General features: G+C 32.7%; 16 protein-coding genes. 5 read left to right on the top strand and 11 right to left on the bottom strand.

All coding sequences use genetic code 11. From position 1 onward, the window contains the following. Positions 1-28: 28 nt before the first annotated feature. The 7 genes from recN to ACW5R3_RS06070 form a co-directional block, all read right to left on the bottom strand. Entirely contained in the window at positions 29-1,681 is a 1,653-nt protein-coding gene (recN, locus tag ACW5R3_RS06100; RefSeq protein WP_456578705.1) for a DNA repair protein RecN, read from the bottom strand. A gap of 60 nt (positions 1,682-1,741) precedes the next feature. Then, positions 1,742-2,629, bottom strand: a complete 888-nt coding sequence (gene porD / locus ACW5R3_RS06095; protein ID WP_456578704.1) for a type IX secretion system protein PorD — start codon at positions 2,627-2,629, stop codon at positions 1,742-1,744. Continuing rightward, positions 2,622-3,833, bottom strand: coding sequence for a bifunctional phosphopantothenoylcysteine decarboxylase/phosphopantothenate--cysteine ligase CoaBC (coaBC, locus tag ACW5R3_RS06090; RefSeq protein ID WP_456578703.1), 1,212 nt, complete (start codon positions 3,831-3,833; stop codon positions 2,622-2,624). The genes porD and coaBC overlap by 8 nt, the downstream gene beginning before the upstream one ends. Before the next feature lie 8 nt (positions 3,834-3,841). Then, positions 3,842-4,171 carry a DNA-directed RNA polymerase subunit omega gene (locus ACW5R3_RS06085; protein WP_456578702.1) on the bottom strand — a complete coding sequence of 110 codons (330 nt, stop codon included), beginning with the start codon at positions 4,169-4,171 and terminating at the stop codon, positions 3,842-3,844. An 11-nt stretch (positions 4,172-4,182) separates the two neighbouring features. Continuing rightward, positions 4,183-4,995 (bottom strand): outer membrane protein assembly factor BamD, encoded by an 813-nt coding sequence (locus ACW5R3_RS06080; RefSeq protein ID WP_456578701.1) that lies wholly within the window; start codon positions 4,993-4,995, stop codon positions 4,183-4,185. A 113-nt stretch (positions 4,996-5,108) separates the two neighbouring features. Continuing rightward, positions 5,109-5,990 (bottom strand): 4-hydroxy-tetrahydrodipicolinate synthase, encoded by an 882-nt coding sequence (gene dapA / locus ACW5R3_RS06075; RefSeq protein WP_456578700.1) that lies wholly within the window; start codon positions 5,988-5,990, stop codon positions 5,109-5,111. Beyond that, a complete protein-coding gene (locus ACW5R3_RS06070; protein WP_456578699.1) occupies positions 5,980-6,510 on the bottom strand; it encodes a DUF6913 domain-containing protein in 531 nt (176 codons plus the stop codon). The genes dapA and ACW5R3_RS06070 overlap by 11 nt, the downstream gene beginning before the upstream one ends. Positions 6,511-6,582: 72 nt before the next feature. Between ACW5R3_RS06070 and ACW5R3_RS06065 the strand changes: the two genes are divergently transcribed. Both ACW5R3_RS06065 and ACW5R3_RS06060 read left to right on the top strand, forming a co-directional pair. Further along, positions 6,583-7,344, top strand: a complete 762-nt coding sequence (locus tag ACW5R3_RS06065; RefSeq protein WP_456578698.1) for a 5'-nucleotidase C-terminal domain-containing protein — start codon at positions 6,583-6,585, stop codon at positions 7,342-7,344. Between the two features lie 3 nt (positions 7,345-7,347). Further along, complete coding sequence (locus ACW5R3_RS06060) at positions 7,348-8,265, top strand: bifunctional metallophosphatase/5'-nucleotidase (protein ID WP_456578697.1); 918 nt, start codon at positions 7,348-7,350, stop codon at positions 8,263-8,265. A gap of 10 nt (positions 8,266-8,275) precedes the next feature. On the opposite strand, the gene ACW5R3_RS06055 is transcribed toward ACW5R3_RS06060, so the two are convergent. From ACW5R3_RS06055 to ACW5R3_RS06040, 4 genes are all read right to left on the bottom strand, one after another. After that, positions 8,276-9,001 (bottom strand): hypothetical protein, encoded by a 726-nt coding sequence (locus ACW5R3_RS06055; protein WP_456578696.1) that lies wholly within the window; start codon positions 8,999-9,001, stop codon positions 8,276-8,278. Positions 9,002-9,097: 96 nt separating this feature from the next. Further along, complete coding sequence (gene ligA / locus ACW5R3_RS06050; protein WP_456578695.1) at positions 9,098-11,092, bottom strand: NAD-dependent DNA ligase LigA; 1,995 nt, start codon at positions 11,090-11,092, stop codon at positions 9,098-9,100. 4 nt (positions 11,093-11,096) lie between these two features. Beyond that, positions 11,097-11,963: a peptide chain release factor N(5)-glutamine methyltransferase gene (prmC, locus tag ACW5R3_RS06045; RefSeq protein ID WP_456578694.1), complete on the bottom strand. Its 867-nt coding sequence runs from the start codon at positions 11,961-11,963 to the stop codon at positions 11,097-11,099. Positions 11,964-11,984: 21 nt separating this feature from the next. Beyond that, the gene (locus tag ACW5R3_RS06040; RefSeq protein ID WP_456578693.1) at positions 11,985-12,476 is read right to left on the bottom strand and encodes a GNAT family N-acetyltransferase; all 492 of its coding nucleotides are present in this window, start codon (positions 12,474-12,476) and stop codon (positions 11,985-11,987) included. A 35-nt stretch (positions 12,477-12,511) separates the two neighbouring features. Here ACW5R3_RS06040 and ribD point away from each other — a divergent pair, with 35 nt between their 5' ends. Genes ribD through ACW5R3_RS06025 form a run of 3 tightly spaced genes read left to right on the top strand, consistent with a single transcriptional unit; the run spans position 12,512 to position 14,972 of the window. Continuing rightward, on the top strand, positions 12,512-13,516 hold the full coding sequence (gene ribD, locus ACW5R3_RS06035) for a bifunctional diaminohydroxyphosphoribosylaminopyrimidine deaminase/5-amino-6-(5-phosphoribosylamino)uracil reductase RibD (protein ID WP_456578692.1): 1,005 nt from the start codon (positions 12,512-12,514) through the stop codon (positions 13,514-13,516). Further along, positions 13,509-14,120, top strand: a complete 612-nt coding sequence (locus ACW5R3_RS06030; RefSeq protein WP_456578691.1) for an HAD family hydrolase — start codon at positions 13,509-13,511, stop codon at positions 14,118-14,120. The genes ribD and ACW5R3_RS06030 overlap by 8 nt, the downstream gene beginning before the upstream one ends. Beyond that, entirely contained in the window at positions 14,121-14,972 is an 852-nt protein-coding gene (locus ACW5R3_RS06025; protein WP_456578690.1) for an EamA family transporter, read from the top strand. Positions 14,973-14,985 lie beyond the last annotated feature (13 nt).

The raw sequence follows: 14,985 nt of genomic DNA, 5'->3' as shown, positions 1-14,985 counted from the left end.
TCGTTTTTAATGATGTTCAAAGATAGTATTAATTCAACAATTGTTTAGCATGAGCCATAGCAGAAGTAGAAATTTCTACGCCACCAAGCATTTGAGCTATTTCAACAATACGTTCCTCTGAATCTAATACCTTTAAATTAGTTTGTGTTACGTTACCAATATCTTCTTTATATACTTTATAATGTGTTGCGCCTTTTGCTGCAATTTGCGGTAAGTGTGTAATAGTAAAAACTTGCATTTTAGCACTCATTTTTCGCATAATTTCTCCCATTTTATTTGAAATTTCACCAGATACCCCTGTATCTATTTCATCGAACATAATTGAAGGTAATTGTACGTAATTTGCCAGGATAGATTTAATAGCCAACATAATTCGTGATAACTCCCCACCTGAAGCTGCTTTTTTAAGGCTATTGAAAGCGCCTCCTTTATTTGCGGAAAATAAAAAGGACAGGGCATCTTTACCGTTATTATAATAGGTTTCAGATAGTTCTAACGTAATATCAAAACGTGCATTTGGCATACCCAACTCCTTTAACAACGCTTCTAGCTCTTTTGTTAATTTTGGAATAGATTTTTCACGCTTTTTATGAATTTTAACCGCTAAATCATCAACCGCTTTTTTAGCTAAGTTTAATTCTCCTTGTTTTTCAGCAATAGCATCATCCACACCTTCAGTAATGCGTACTTTTTCTGATAAATCATGTTTAATAGTTATTAACTCCGAAATATCACTCACTAAATGTTTCTTGAGTAAACTGTTTATTAGTTCTAATTTATTACTAACTATTAATAATTGTTCTGGATCTATATCTAGCGTTTCTTGCAACGCCTCAATTTCGGTGAAAATATCATTTATCTCAATTGCACTACTTGTTAATCTATTAAAGACATCTTCGTATTTAGTTGCATATTTTAAAACCTTCTGCATGCTATTTTTAGCAGCTAACAAAGCGGACATCACACCTATATCTTCTGCACTCAACACCTGATTAACGGCTTGTAGCTCCTCTTTGATTACTTCTACATTACTAAGGGTTTCATAGGTTTCCTCCAACGTTTCTAATTCGCCTTCAATTAAATTTGCTTCCTCTAATTCTTGTAACAAATAGGAGTTATAATCATGCTCCTTAATAGCTTCTGCTTGAAATTTTAAAAGCGCATCAAAATCACTTTGAACCGTTTTTAAATTCGCTAAAGCTCCTTTATAGTCTTGAAGTAATTTCTTATTATCTGCTAAGGCATCAATTACTTGAAACTGATAAGCATCGTCTACTAGTTGCATGGTTTCATGCTGAGAATGTATATCAATTAAGTAGGTCCCTAAGGTTTGTAGTCTGTTAAGGTTTACGGGAGTATCATTTACAAATGCACGTGATTTCCCTGACGGTAAAATTTCACGCCTAATGATCGTTTGATCATCATAATCAAAATCTAATGTATCATACAAAGCTTGAAGCTTATAGTTAGACACATTAAAAACAGCTTCTATAACACACTTTTCTTGGTCATTTTTAAGCGCACTCAAATCGGCACGTTTACCTAAAATTAAAGATAATCCACCTAATAAGATTGACTTACCTGCACCGGTTTCACCAGTAATTATAGATAATCCTTGGTTAAAATCAACTTGCAGATGATCAATTAATGCGTAGTTTTTTATAGATAAAGCTGTTAACAAGGCTATTTGATATTAATACGTTACTAAAATATATAACAACTAAATTTAAGACCGAATATCTTAGAATTTAATATTTCGCCATTTACTAGAATACATAGGCGCTACACGGTTTAATGTAGACAGTAGTTCTGTTATTTCTACATTAGGTCCGCTTGAGAATATTTGCTCTATCTCATCCCCTTTTGCATCAAAAAATGTTCGTAATAAAAAGGAGTTTGGACGACGTCTATTCATAACGTCGAAACCTGTTATAGCTTCGGCAATAAGTTCTTTTGATTTTTTCTGATCAGCACTCATCGTATCCAAACCTAATCGGTGATAATTATACATTACCTGTCGGTATTCTTTAAAAGTAGGCGACATTAAATTATCAATTAATGCAAAGCGAGTTTGTAAACCATCTTCTAGTTTCCAGCCTTTAGCATTTTCTTGTTGAGAGTAATTTACAATAGTTTGTGCTTGTTTTAAAAATCTATCACCTCCTTGTGGTTCAAACGTATCGGCATCTAAACCTAATATCATGTAAACATGAAATGCTATAACAGAAATTAAGTTGGACTCAAATTGGTTTTGGTTATATAGTAAATTTTGAAACTCCACATATTGAAATGTAAAATCTTTATCGTTTATATTATAAATAGGTGTGTTGTAACTAGAGCCATAAACGGGTCTTGAAGATTGGACTTGTATAGTTGCCTTAAAAACATCACTTGAATACTCTGTAATATTTATAAACATACCGCAAGCTACGCGTTCTTGAGAACCGTACTCTTTATTTGTCCATTTAGTATTATTAACAAATTCCTTTAATTGCGTTTCGAGTGTTTTAAATACCTGCAGGTTCTCATTCCCTGTAAACTGTGCATTAACAACAACATTACAATTTAGCTCTTGACTATATGATGTAAGAGACATTAAAACGAAAAGAAACAGAATTACTCTATGCATGAATGTGTTTTGTTATAGCGTTTAAAATATCTGACGCAACAGCTTCCTTGGTTTTTAAATCAAAAGTTGTTAGCGTTTCATTAGTATCGATTAAGGTGATTTTATTGGTATCGGATTTAAATCCTGCACCGGCATCTCTAAGCGAATTTAATACAATTAAATCTAAATTTTTAGCCTTTAGTTTACCTTTTGCATTTTCAATTTCATTATTTGTTTCTAAAGCAAACCCTACTAAAAATTGATGTTTTTTATCTTTTCCTAAAGATGCTAATATATCTTTAGTTTTCTCAAGTTCTAAAGATAACGTTTTATCTTTCTTTTTTATTTTCTGAGACGCAACTGTTTTAGGTTTATAGTCCGAAACGGCAGCCGCAAGAATAGCTATATCGACATATTTAAAATGTACATGCGCTGCTTGATACATTTCTTCTGCTGAAGTAACTGGTATAATTTGAACCTGACTATGAGTTAATTTTTGATGTGTAGGTCCTGAAACTAAAATAACATGCGCTCCTAAATTGGCAGCAGCTTTAGCTATTTCAAATCCCATTTTACCACTTGAATGGTTTCCTATAAAACGAACAGGATCTAAAGCTTCGTAAGTTGGTCCTGCTGTTATGAGTACTTTTTTCCCACGTAACGGTAATTTATTTAGAATGTCTTGCTCAATAAATTTCACAATATCTTCTGGTTCCGCCATACGCCCTTCACCAACTAATCCGCTAGCTAACTCTCCACTTGTAGCAGGAATCATAATATTGCCAAATTCTTCTAAGCAATTAAAAGATGCCAATGTTGATGGATGCTTATACATATCTAAATCCATTGCCGGTGCAAAATACACAGGGCATTTAGCAGATAAATATGTTGCTAATAGTAAATTATCACATACACCATTAGCCATCTTAGAAAGTGTATTGGCTGTTGCAGGAGCAATAACAAGTAAATCTGCCCATAAACCTAATTCCACATGGTTGGTCCAAGTTTCATTATCGTTTTCAGGGTCAGTAAAACTGCTATGTACGGGGTGTTTGGAAAGTGTAGAAAGTGTTAACGGTGTAACAAAATCCTTAGAAGCAGGTGTCATGACTACTTGAACGTCTGCACCTGCTTTTATAAAACCTCTAACTAATGTGGCCGTTTTATAAGCAGCTATACCAGCACTTATGCCTAGTAATATTTTTTTACCGCTTAATATTGACATATTAGTTATTATGACTGAGTATCGTCTTCTGTATTTCTGTAATAAATTTTATCGTCTAACCACTCTTGTACTGCTAATGCATGTGGCTTTGGTAATTTTTCGTAAAATTTAGAAACTTCAATTTGCTCTTTATTTTCAAAAATCTCTTCAAGACTATCGTTATACGTAGCAAATTCTTCTAATTTCTCAATTAGTTCTTTTTTAATTTCAGAATTTATTTGTTCTGCGCGTCTAGAGATAATTGAAATCGCTTCATAAATATTATCAGTAGGTGCATCCACTTTATTTCTATTGTAAGTGATGGTGTTTACTGGCGCATTAATCTTCTTTAAATCCATATATAAGTATATTAACTTTTTGTACTGTAATTTTTTAACTCGTCTTCTATTTCTTCAATCATTTTATCTGCTCTTTCTGTAAATTCAGAATCAGTATATGATTTTTTGAAACTATAATAATATGTTTTAGCATCTTCCAAACGTTGTTCTTTTTTATCTAGAACACTATTTAGAGCTAACTGGTAAGCAGAATCAAAACGAAGAAACAAAGCTTCTTCACGATAAATAGTTCCTGGGAAATCGAAAATAAAATTATCAAGCGCTTTTATAGGCGCATTAAAATCGCGTGTATACCCAGCAATTGTATTAAACTGTTTTGCTATAGAGAATGCTTTTTGCTCCAATTTAAAATCTAACTCCTTAACCAACTGATTGGCTTCTGGAATGTATTCTGAATCTGGATACATATTAATAAATGTTTGGAACTTATCAATAGCTTCTCGTGTTTCGTGTTGCTCTTTTGAAAATACTGGCGATAATTCATAAGCACTTTTTGCACTTAAAAAAGCCGCTTCTACAACCTTATCACTATTAGGATAAGTATCTACAAAACGCTCAAAATGATAACTAGATAAATACCAATCTTTAAGCTTGTAATAGCTCATTGAATTTAAATAAGATAACTTTTCAGCTTGAGGTTTCCCTCTATAAACAGGTAATATGGCTTCAAAAAGCTTATTAGCCTTGGCATACTTCCCTTCGTTATATAGCTTTTCACCAACGGTATATTTGGTGCCAACATCTACAGACTTTAAAGCTTTTTGGTATTCGCTACAAGAAGCTAAAAGTGTGCACGTTAGAATTATGTATAAAAAGTTCTTCATAGTTTTTAAACAGTTGGCAAAATTAAGTTATTAAAATGGATTTTAAAAATATTTATTTTGCTAAAATACAAGCTTAAATAAGGTAAGCATTAGGATTAAGTATAATTTAACGCTTAGTTATAATTATTAACAAATACTTCTATATCTTGTTTTAACGCATTGGAGGCTTCTACAAGTGGTAATCTTACTGCAGTTTCACAATGTCCTAATTTATTTAAAACTGCTTTAATTCCTGCTGGGTTATTTTCAGAGAAAATTAAATTTACAGCATCCATTAATTTATTATTAATCTTATAAGCTGCCTTATTATCGCCCGCTAAGCCTAAACGAATCATTTCAGAAAAATCTTTAGGAAACGCTTGACCAATTACAGATATCACACCTGATCCACCAGCTAAAGTTGTTGTTAAAGCCAAATCGTCATCTCCAGAAATAACCATAAAATCTTCTGGCTTATCCTTTAATAATCTTAAATATTGCGACATATCTCCTGCTGCTTCTTTAACCGCAACAATATTATCACACGTTTCTGCCAATGTCAATATTGTTTTTGGTAGCATGTTTGAACCTGTTCTACCTGGTACATTATATAAAATTATAGGTACTGGTGACGCTTTTGAAATAGCTTCAAAATGTGCTATAATACCTGCTTGTGTTGGTTTACTATAATATGGAGAAACCGATAATATAGCATCAATTTCAGTTAAATCAGTATCTGCAATTTCACTTATAACTTGCGCTGTATTATTACCACCTATTCCTAAAACTAATGGCACACGTTTATTAGCCGCTTTTGTTATAGTTTTTGTAATTTCTTTCTTCTCTTCAGCAGTAATTGTTACGCTTTCTGCTGTGGTACCAGAAATTACGATATAATCTATACCGTTTTCGATGTTAAAATTAACAATACGTGTTAAGGCGTCATGATCTACAGACAGATCCGTGTTAAATGGGGTTACAATAGCAATACCTGTCCCCGTTAATTTATGCGTCATGTTTAAGTGTTTTTAAAACTTGTAAATATTTTATTAGTTCGTTGTTGAAAGCATTAATATCGGCTAATGGTGTTTTAATAATTAAATCGTTTAACCGATTATCATGTTGAAACATTCCAGCTTTGAAACTAGCCTCAGATGTAGCTGTAAGCCACTTCAAATACAAAGAGTCCGCTGTATAAAAATTAACCAACAAGCTAAACTTTGTCTGTACAAACGTTTCTAGTTCATTATTTAGTATGCGACCTTTCCATCCAATATCTTTAGGACAAAAGTAATTATTTACACCTTCGGATTCTTGATTTTTTTGATGAGTAAAGGCAATAATTTTCACTTTATTAGGTAAAACTCCAAATTTAGCACTTAAAGAGTCTAAATTAGTCAAATCGGAAACCTCATCAGCATCAACAATAACCCCAACACTTTCAATAGGTTGTAAAGCAGTAACACCTTTGGGGTTATTCAATAATACCTGTAGCTGTTTTTTAATAGATTTTTCTTTAAAACCCTTTAAAATCATTATATCTTTATGCTTTGTACAAAGATACTAAAAGTACCTACAAAAGCGTACTAATTTTATTTGTTTATACTTATGAAATCACAGCATTTTATCATTGCATTTATAGCTTTAACCTTTTTTAATTGCAAAGAAGAAACTTGGCAGTTAAAACGTATTGAAGGCCAGCAAATTTCAATATCAGACACACTTAAAGGAGACTCCGACATAGAAGCCTTTATAAAGCCTTACCGAGAACACGTAAACAACAACCTAGACAGTACACTTAGCTACGCTGTAAATACATACACGAAAAAAGACGGTGAGCTAAACACAGCTATTGGTAATTTATTTGCTGATGTTATTTACGAACAGTCAAACCCTGTTTTTAAAGCACGAACAGGTAAAGACATTGATATGGTGTTATTAAACCACGGCGGAATTCGAGCTATTATTTCAAAGGGGCCTGTTAGTGCGCGTACAGCTTATGAAATTATGCCTTTTGAAAACAGCATTGTTGTAGTTGGTATAAAAGGTCAGCAAATAACCGATATGCTAAACTACCTAGCTAAAGCTAAACGAGCGCATCCTATTTCCAAACTTCAATTGGTATTAGACAGTAATTACAACATTGTTAAAGCTGAGATAGCTAACAAACCTATTGATACTACCAAAACATATTATATAGCTACAAACGACTATTTATATAGTGGTGGTGATCATATGACATTTTTTAAACCTGAAGAATCGTTAAACGTATTAGACTATAAAATAAGAAACGCATTAATTGATTACTTTAAAAAAACCGACACGATTAATCCCCAAATAGACAATCGCTTTATTAAATTAAAAAAATAACACATGAAACGTCGTCAATTTTTACAACAAACATCTGCGTCTGCCGCTTTAGTTACTGTAGGCGGTTTAAGTTTAACGTCCTTTTCAACTTTTGAAGAAACAAGGAAAATAACCATCCTTCATACAAACGATGTTCATAGTCACATTGATCCTTTTGGACCTGAAGATGGCAAAAACCCCAACCAAGGTGGTGTTGCTAAAAGAGCGGCTTTAATTGATAGTATCCGAAATGAAAACCCACACACCTTACTTTTAGATGCTGGTGATATCTTTCAAGGCACGCCCTATTTTAATTATTATGGCGGTGAATTAGAATTTAAATTAATGAGTAAATTAAAATATGACGCCGCTACCATTGGTAATCATGATTTTGATAATAGTGTAGATGGTTTGTTTGCACAACTACCTCATGCTGAGTTTGACTTTATATCTGCCAATTATGATTTTTCTAATACAATAATGGACGGCCTTGTTAAACCTTATAAAATTTTTAACAAAAACGGTATTAAAATTGGTGTATTTGGTTTAGGTGTTGAACTGGAAGGTTTGGTGGACAAAAACATGTATAAAGAAACGAAATATTTAGATCCGGTAGAAATCAGTCAAGAAATGACTCGAACATTAAAAGAAGATGAGAAATGCGATTTAATCATCTGTCTATCACACTTAGGTTATCATTACAAAAACAACCCAGACAAAATAAGCGATCTTATACTAGCAAAAAAAACAAGTAACATCGATTTGATTATTGGTGGTCATACACATACGTTTTTAGACAAACCCACTATAGTTAAAAACAGACAAGGAAAAAATGTATTAGTAAATCAAGTGGGATGCTATGGTCTCAACCTAGGTAAAGTTGATTTTTATTTTGATAAAGAGAAAAACAAATCAAGTAATGGCGCTGCTATAATTGTATAAAACAGGCTTATTAAGCAAAGAATCGAACCTTCTTATTAACCATTCTAGACTGGAAATAGAAGAAATAAAACGCCATAACAAATAGTAACACATGCACAATATTCAGTAAATCTTGATCTGCAATATAGTAGTAAGCTATCTGAATAACTTCTGAAAACACAATACAAATAGAACCAAAAAACATTAACAATGTTTTTTTACTATCGTTATAAAAATAACTAATAGACGAAAATGTTAACAACAACAGCATTGCAATGTTGTATAACAATTCAACTATAATTAATGAAGACATTTCAAACTGAAATCGTGGACTTACAATGTTAATCAATACATAAATTATGTATACATTCAACCCTGTAAGAACAATTACGTGTACAAGATAGTTTTTTAAAATATTTTTAAAATCAATCGTTTTAAAAACCTCTAAAAGTAAAAAAACGTAAGCCGCTATGTATATCAGGTTACCAATAACATAATACGCATCTAACACTAATTGATCTTCTTCAAACAGCGTATACTCTAGGAAAACTGACAATTCCGATATCGAATATAAAACTAAAAAAAGGGTGAAATATTTAGATTTTTTAGAAACATCTAGAAAGTAAATAACTGTAAATAATGGTACAATTAAGGATTTACAGATCGTTGACAAAAATTCTTGTCCATTTATTTGAAACACAACAAATGCTATGCAAAGCATGACTGATAAAGAAATAAGAATATTAGTGTGTTTCATTGATTATAATAGCAATTCGGTTACAAATATAACTAAATATTGTAATTAATCGCCAAAACTACGCCGTTAATCGACTGATTATTAATAACTGAAAAATCACTTAATTGTATCTAAAAATTCTTGCTCCGATAATATTGGTATACCTAACTTTTCTGCTTTCTCTTTTTTGCTTGGTCCCATCTTATCTCCAGCAACCACAAATGACGTTTTAGATGAAATTGAAGACGAAACCTTACCTCCGTTATCTTCGATAAGCTTCTTTAGTTCATTTCTAGAAACCGTATAAAATACACCTGAAACAACAAATGCCTGACTTTCTAGTTTGTTAGTCTGGTTGGCCAATTTTTCTGCTGAAATCTCCATCTGAACACCAGATAATCGCAACCGATTTACAATTTCTGAATTGGCTTCATTATTAAAAAACGCTGTAACACTCTCAGCAATCCTAACACCTATTTCATCTACAGTTACCAATGCCTCTACAGTTGCCTGACTAATTGCATCTATATTTTTATAATGCTTCACTAGTTTTTTAGCAACAGTCTCACCCACATACCGAATACCTAAAGCATATAAAACACGTTCAAAAGGCACTTGCTTACTAGCTTCAATTCCTGAAATTAAATTCTCAGCACTTTTTTGTGCCATACGTTCTAATGGCAATACATCTGCTATTTTTAAATGATATAGATCAGAGTAATTAGTAATTAATCCTGCTTGCACCAACAATGCAACGGTTTCACCTCCCAACCCATCGATATCCATTGCTTTTCGACTAATAAAATGTTGGATACGACCTATAATTTGTGGTGAACAACCATTATAATTTGGACAATAATGTTGTGCTTCCCCTTCTTGTCTCACCAATTGGGTTTGACATTCTGGACAATGAGTTATGTATTGTGTAGGGTGTGAATTTGGATCTCTATGAGATAGATCGACTGCTATAATTTTTGGAATAATTTCGCCACCTTTTTCAACAAATACCATGTCTCCTTCGCGCACATCTAATTTTTCAATTTGGTCTGCATTATGTAAAGATGCTCTTTTTACGGTAGTTCCTGCTAATTCTACAGGTTCTAAATTAGCAACAGGTGTTATGGCTCCTGTTCTACCTACTTGGTACGTTATTTTATCTAATCGTGTAGAAACTTGCTCTGCTTTAAACTTGTATGCCATAGCCCAACGTGGCGCTTTTGCAGTAAAGCCTAATTCATCTTGTTGAAACAAACTATTAACCTTTACAACAACACCATCAGTTTCATAAGGCAAATCATGACGATGTACATCCCAGTAATTAATAAACTCGAAGACCTCATCAATAGAATGAGCTAATTTTGCGGCTTTTGGCACCTTAAACCCCCAATCGCGCGCTTTTTCAAGGCTTTCAAACTGCGAACTAATATTTAAATTACTCCCAGTTATATTATACAACAAGCATTCTAATGGTCGTTTAGAGACCTCAGAACTATCTTGAAGTTTTAAACTCCCTGAAGCTGTATTTCTTGGATTTCTATAAGGCTCTTCCCCTATTTCAATTCGCTCTTCGTTCATTTTAATAAAACCTTCAAAAGGCAATACAATTTCTCCACGAATATCAAATTTATCGGGATAATTACCTTTTAATTTTAGAGGAACCGACTTAATGGTTTTTATATTTGCTGTAACATCATCTCCTTGAAAACCATCACCTCTAGTTACCGCTTTTATTAATTGTCCATTTTCGTAAGTCAAACTTATTGAAGCACCATCATATTTTAACTCACAGGTATAACTAACAGCACCATCTACCATTTTTTTAATGCGTGTTTCCCAATCTAATAAATCTTCTTTTGAGTAAGAGTTATCTAACGAGTACATCCGATACTCATGAACAACCGTTTCAAAATTTTTAGTAATGGCACCTCCCACACGAAGCGTTGGCGAACTTGCATCATAAAACTCTGGATGTTTAGCTTCTAAATCCTGAAGCGTTTTAAGTTTCATATCAAAATCGAAATCCGTAATAGTCGGGTTATCTGCTACATAATAATTATAATTATGTACACGCAATTCATTTCGTAATGCTTCAATTTGTTCTTTTACACTCATAAATCTATTTCATTCCTTTTAACATGCGGGGATTAGAAAACATATCATTTTTAAGCACAACATTTTTTAACGCATGTGCCTGTAGTAAGTTTTTTGTTTCGGGGCCAAGGTATTGATTAATTTCAAAAAACAGAAAACCTCCATCTGTCAATTTCTGAGCAGCAAATTCTGTTATCGCTTTATAAAACTGTAACGGATTATCATCAGCGACAAACAGAGCTAAATGGGGCTCATATGCTAAAACATTTTTTTTAATTTCTACTTTTTCTAAATTTCGAACATAGGGCGGATTAGAAACAATAACATCAAAACAAACATCGCTATCTGTTAATCGATTATCAGTTAGATTTAAAGCACTGTCCTTTATAAACTGTACTGACACATTATTATTTTTAGCATTTTCGGTAGCCACACTTAAAGCTTCATGACTAATATCTACAGCATAAACTTGAGCTTGAGGTAAATTTTTAGCCAAACAAATAGCAATACAGCCAGTTCCCGTACCAATATCTAATATTTTTAAAGGTGTTTCTTTTTTTGAAGCTACCGATTCTAATATCCAAGCCACCAATTCTTCTGTTTCGGGCCTCGGTATTAACGTGTCCCTTGTAACTTTAAAAGGCAAACCGAAAAACTCTGTTTCACCCACTATATGCTGAATAGGCACCTCATCTTTTAAAAGACTTAAAGCCTCAAACAAAGGTTGTTCTTCATTTTTAGTTAGCGTATATTCTGGTTCTAAAACCAAGGTGATTCTATTTAAGTTTAAATAGAAATCAATAAGGATAAAGAAAAAACTCCCTACCTCATCAGCTCCATAAATATCATCTAAATCTTTATGAAACAGTTTTTTTATATCGTTTAAAATCAAAATTTTATTTTTTATACTCTTTTAAAGTTGCTTTAACATCCAAACATTACAAGCAAAATGTCCTGTTTTTCCCATAGCAGCATCTAACGGTTCAAAACCTACTTTAGCGTATAGTTTTTGAGCAGCCACCATAAATGGTAAGGTTTCTAAATAACAGGATTCAAATCCTAATTCCCGTGCTTTATTAAGACACTTTTTAATCATTTTAGCTCCCAAACCAATGCCACGACCCTCAGGCAAGAAATACATTTTTTGCAACTCACAAATATTCGTTTCAGAATCTTCTAATGCTGCTATTCCACAACCTCCTATTACACGATTATTTTTTGTTGCTACAAAATACACACTATCAGTTTTGTTATAAGTTTCCGATAAAGTATCTAAACAAGGATCTTCATAAGCAGTGCCTGTTTTAGGCGCATTCAACTCAATAAAAACAGACCTAACCACAGCTGCCATTTGGGCATTATCTGCTATAGTAATTTCTCTAATAACAATATTATTATGACTCACTTAATTATCTTATTTTTATATCCTGAAATTATGGGATGAAGATACATGAAAAATACATAAACCGCTGCATTGAAATTGCTAAAAATGGATTAGGTACAACAGCGCCAAACCCTATGGTGGGTGCTGTAATTGTTTGCAAGAACAAAATAATAGGAGAAGGCTTTACAAGCCCGTATGGCGGTCCACATGCTGAAGTAAATGCAATACAGTCGGTTACCGATAAATCTCTACTAAAAGACGCCACAATATATGTCACCCTAGAACCGTGTAGCCATTTTGGTAAAACACCTCCATGCAGCGATTTAATTATAAAACACCAAATCCCTCAAGTGGTTATTGGTACCGTGGACACACATAGTAAAGTAGCTGGAAAAGGAATTGAAAAACTAAAAAAAGCAGGTTGCCATGTTATAACAGGAATTTTAGAAGACGCTTGTAAAAGACACCACAAACGTTTTTTTTCAATCCACAATAACAAACGTCCGTATATTATTTTAAAATGGGCAGAAACTGCCGATGGTTTTATTGCTCCAGAAACTAGAAATAAACAACAACCTGTTTGGATTACAAATACCTATTCGCGACAGTTAGTACACAAATGGCGTACAGAAGAGCAAGCTATTTTAGTAGGCACACAAACAGCTTTGGCAGACAACCCTAGTTTAACCGCTAGAGATTGGATAGGACAAAACCCCACACGTGTTGTTTTAGATCGAAGTCAAAAATTACCTAAATCGCTACAAATTTTTAATACCGATGCAGAAACACTTGTGATAACTGAAAATAGCATCGATTTTAATCGTAATATTGCAAGCCAAATTTGTAATATTCTTTACAAAAAAGATATTCAATCCATTATAATTGAAGGTGGCAGCAAAACCTTACAAACATTTATTGATGAAAAAATTTGGGATGAAGCACGCGTTTTTACTGGTGCTACAAACTTTAAAACAGGAGTAAAAGCACCTATTTTTTCAGGTACATTACTTTCAGAAACAACCATTCTTAACGATACCTTAAAAACTTATATAAATGATTAAAACACTAATTTTTGACTTTGGAGATGTTTTTATTAATCTAGATAAAGTAGGTGCATTAGCCAATGCTTTATCACTATTTGGAACAGACACCATAGATGAAGAATTTGTAGCTATTAATTGCTTATATGAGCAAGGCTTAATAGATACTAACGAGTTTTTAGAATTTTACCTTGAGAATTTCCCCAACATTACTAAGGACGAATTAATTGACTTATGGAATTGCTTATTAAAGGATTTCCCTGCACATCGTTTAACTTTTTTAAAGGAATTAGCAGCTAGCAAAAAGTATCAACTAATTTTATTAAGTAACACAAACGAGTTACATATTGATTGGATAAAAGCAGAGGTGCCTTTTTATGAAGAATTTAAAAAACAATTTGATGTGTTTTATTTATCGCACGAAATTGGACTAAGAAAACCTAATGCTGATATTTTTAATTTTGTCTTAAATTCAAACAACTTGGAGGCTACCGAATGTTTCTTCATTGATGACACAACCGAAAACACCGAGGCTGCCAAACAATTAGGTATTCATACTTGGAACATTAACCCAGAAACCGAAGATATCGTAAATCTTTTCAGCATAAACAAACACGCATTTTAAATGTATCTGCTGCTAAGTATACTAAGTTCTACGCTTATATTTATAGTTTTCAAACTAATCTCCAAATATAAGGTTAGCACACTACACACCATTACTGTTAATTATTTTATTGCTTTTGGCATTGGTATCTCGTCTTACAACCAAACTATCACGATACAAAACACATTATACAGCGATTGGTTTTTAGGCGCCTTGTTTTTAGGTTTTTTATTTATCAGCATCTTTTTTGTTATGGCTACTACGGCTCAAAAAAATGGTGTTTCTGTTGCCTCTGTTGCCTCAAAAATGAGTGTGGTTATTCCTATAATATTTGGTATTTATGTATACGACGAAAGTACAGGTCTTCAAAAAATAATTGGAATTTGCTGTGCTTTAATTGCAGTATACCTAGCTTCAGTTAAATCAAATTCTCAGGTAAACTTAAAAAAAAACCTCCTGCTCCCTATTCTACTTTTTATAGGTTCAGGAACTATTGATACAACTATAAAATACATCGAAACAACACATGTTCCTGAAAATGGCATCCCTATTTTCTCTGCTACTATATTCGGAATTGCTGCTATTTTAGGAACCTTAACTACATTTATCAAAAAAGATTTTGGTTTCAACTTAAAAAGTTTAGTAAGCGGAAGTGTTCTTGGTATTGTAAATTATGGATCTATTTATTTCTTATTAAAAGCTTTGGATAACGAACTTTTTGAGAGTTCAACACTTTTCACCATAAACCATGTAGGTGTTATGATGCTTTCTACTTTAGTCGGTTTATTTGCTTTTAAAGAAAAACTATCTTTAAAAAATTGGTTAGGCATATGCTTAGCGGTAATTGCTATAACCCTTGTTACATTAGCCTAATTAACAGAAATTC

Source organism: Algorimicrobium bowmanii (genome assembly GCF_054031195.1).
This window is presented reverse-complemented; position numbering and strand designations above follow the sequence as displayed.